This window comes from Bilifractor porci, assembly GCF_009696005.1.
GTDB classification, from domain to species: Bacteria; Bacillota; Clostridia; order Lachnospirales; family Lachnospiraceae; genus Bilifractor; species Bilifractor porci.
In genome coordinates this window covers 1-2,157 of sequence record NZ_VUMV01000017.1, presented here as the reverse complement: position 1 = coordinate 2,157, position 2,157 = coordinate 1, and the positions used below count along the sequence as shown (strand labels likewise).

The 2,157-nt window shown below is 44.6% G+C and carries 1 protein-coding gene; it reads left to right on the top strand.

Going from position 1 to position 2,157, the window contains the following annotated elements; all coding sequences use genetic code 11:
• Positions 1-153 precede the first annotated feature (153 nt).
• Positions 154-2,037, top strand: a complete 1,884-nt coding sequence (locus tag FYJ60_RS12375; RefSeq protein WP_154458982.1) for an IS1634 family transposase — start codon at positions 154-156, stop codon at positions 2,035-2,037.
• Positions 2,038-2,157: the final 120 nt, after the last annotated feature.

Sequence of the window (2,157 nt, the reverse complement as noted above, 5' to 3'; positions counted from 1 at the left end):
CGGGTTTTCAACAGTTGTAACTGAATAATACGTAACACCAAATGCCTTCCAAGCCGCAGAAATGCGACTTTTTTTGTGCTTAAAACTTGTCAAGCATTGAAAAAAAATGTTGTATATGTTGTGTCGTGTTGTGTTGTTTGGTATAATCTGGATATGAAACTTTGGTACAATAAAAAATCAAAAAATCCAACTTATTTCATCCAGATGGGCTTCCGGAACGGAAAGAAAACTTCCACCAGAAATGTCGCACGTATCGGCAAACATTCCGAACTGCTGGCCCAGGGAATTAAAGATCCGCTCGCTTACGCCAGACAAAAGGTTGCAGAAGCAAACGAGGAATTAAAAAAAGGCAAAGTCTCTATGGAGGTAAAGATAGACTTTGACGAGAAAGTTCTTTCCTCGGAATCCATGACTTCTGTTTCCACTTCTCTGGGGATCGGATATTTCTTCCTGCAGGCGGTCTATCATCAACTGAAACTGGACGAATTTTTCAAGAAAGTCACCCAGACATCGAAGATCACATTTGATCCCAATGAGGTCAATCGCTTCCTGACTTACGCAAGGATCCTGGATCCCGATTCCAAACTCGGAACGTATGATCATCTGGAGTACTACTACGAGCGGCCTTCCTTCGGGTACCAGCACATTCTGCGGACGATGGACATCCTGAATGCCCATTATGACGAATACATTTCCCATCTGTATGAGCAGAGCTGCAGTGTCGTAAAGCGGGATAACTCCGTCTGTTACTTTGACTGCACGAACTATTACTTTGAAACTGAATACGAGGACAACATCATCGACGATGCAACCGGCGAGATTCTGAAGGGTTTCCGCCGCTATGGGCCTTCCAAGGAACATCGTCCGAACCCGCTCGTGGAGATGGGGCTTTTTATTGATTCCCGTGGGATCCCTATCTCGATGTGCATGGCATCCGGATCAGACAGTGAACAAACGCTTGCTGTGCCGCTGGAGAAAAAAATAACTGAAATGTTCAAGGGCAAGAAATTCATCTACTGCGCTGACGCCGGGCTGAATTCTATTGATATCCGGAAGTTCAACAGCATGGGCGACCGCGCTTTCGTCGTCACCCAATCAGTAAAGAAACTTTCTGATACCCTGCAGACGGCCGTTTTCAACGACTATGATTATCGTCTTGTCTCCAATGGAGAGAAAACAACCATTGCCGCAATGAAAGAATTCGACCGTTTTCATGAAGAAAACCGCAGTCGTTATGAAGATAAAGCTTTCAAGATTCTGAATGCTGACAAAGCTGTAGACACAGGGCTTATGGAAACTGCAATGCTGCAGAACGGAAAAAAGAAAAAGATCCGGTCCAAAGCCCTTCTGAAGCAGACAATCATCGTCACTTTTTCCCGCAAGATGATGGAATATCAAAGAAAAATCCGGAACGCGCAGATCAGTCGGGCAGAAAAGCTGCTGGCCAATCTGAACCCGGAGACATATAAGAAAGGACCCAATGACATCACCCGTTTTATCCGAAAGGAATCCAAAGACAAAAACAGCTATGTTCTGGACAGCGAAAGGATTGCTGAAGAGGAGAAATACGATGGCTATTACGCCATCGCTACAAACCTGAGCCCGGAGGATAATGAATCAGGCCAGGATTTTGTGAGGGGTATTCTTTCGATAAACGAAAGAAGATACCGGATTGAAGACTGTTTCCGGGTAATGAAGACAAATTTTAGTGCCCGCCCGGTCTTCCACCATACAAAAGAGCGGATTACTGCCCACTTCATGATCTGTTACACAGCGCTCCTGGTTTACCGGCTTCTGGAAGCAAAACTTGAAGATTACGGAAAAACGCTGAAGGGAGGCGCGGTACGCTTCACTACGGAGAACATCATTGAAACACTACAGAACATGGAAGTGGCCAATGTCCAGGATCTTTACTACCTGTCGACTTATAGGGGGTCTCAGACACTGAACGCCCTGAATGCCATATATGATCTAAGGCTGGACAGAAAATACTACCAGCCGAAAGAATTAAACAAAAAGCTAAAGCAAATCTTGTGAAATATTTTATATCAGGTCAGTGTACCAATACAACATTTGCAGGGAGTAAAAAAGCTCAGAAAATGGCTTAAACACAACCATTCCTGGGCTCTTTTTATCTCGAAACTGTTGAAAACGGGA

Coding starts and splice junctions, on each gene's coding strand:
- FYJ60_RS12375 (WP_154458982.1), top strand. CDS start 154: ATGAAACTTTGGTACAATAAAAAATCAAAAAATCCAACTTATTTCATC.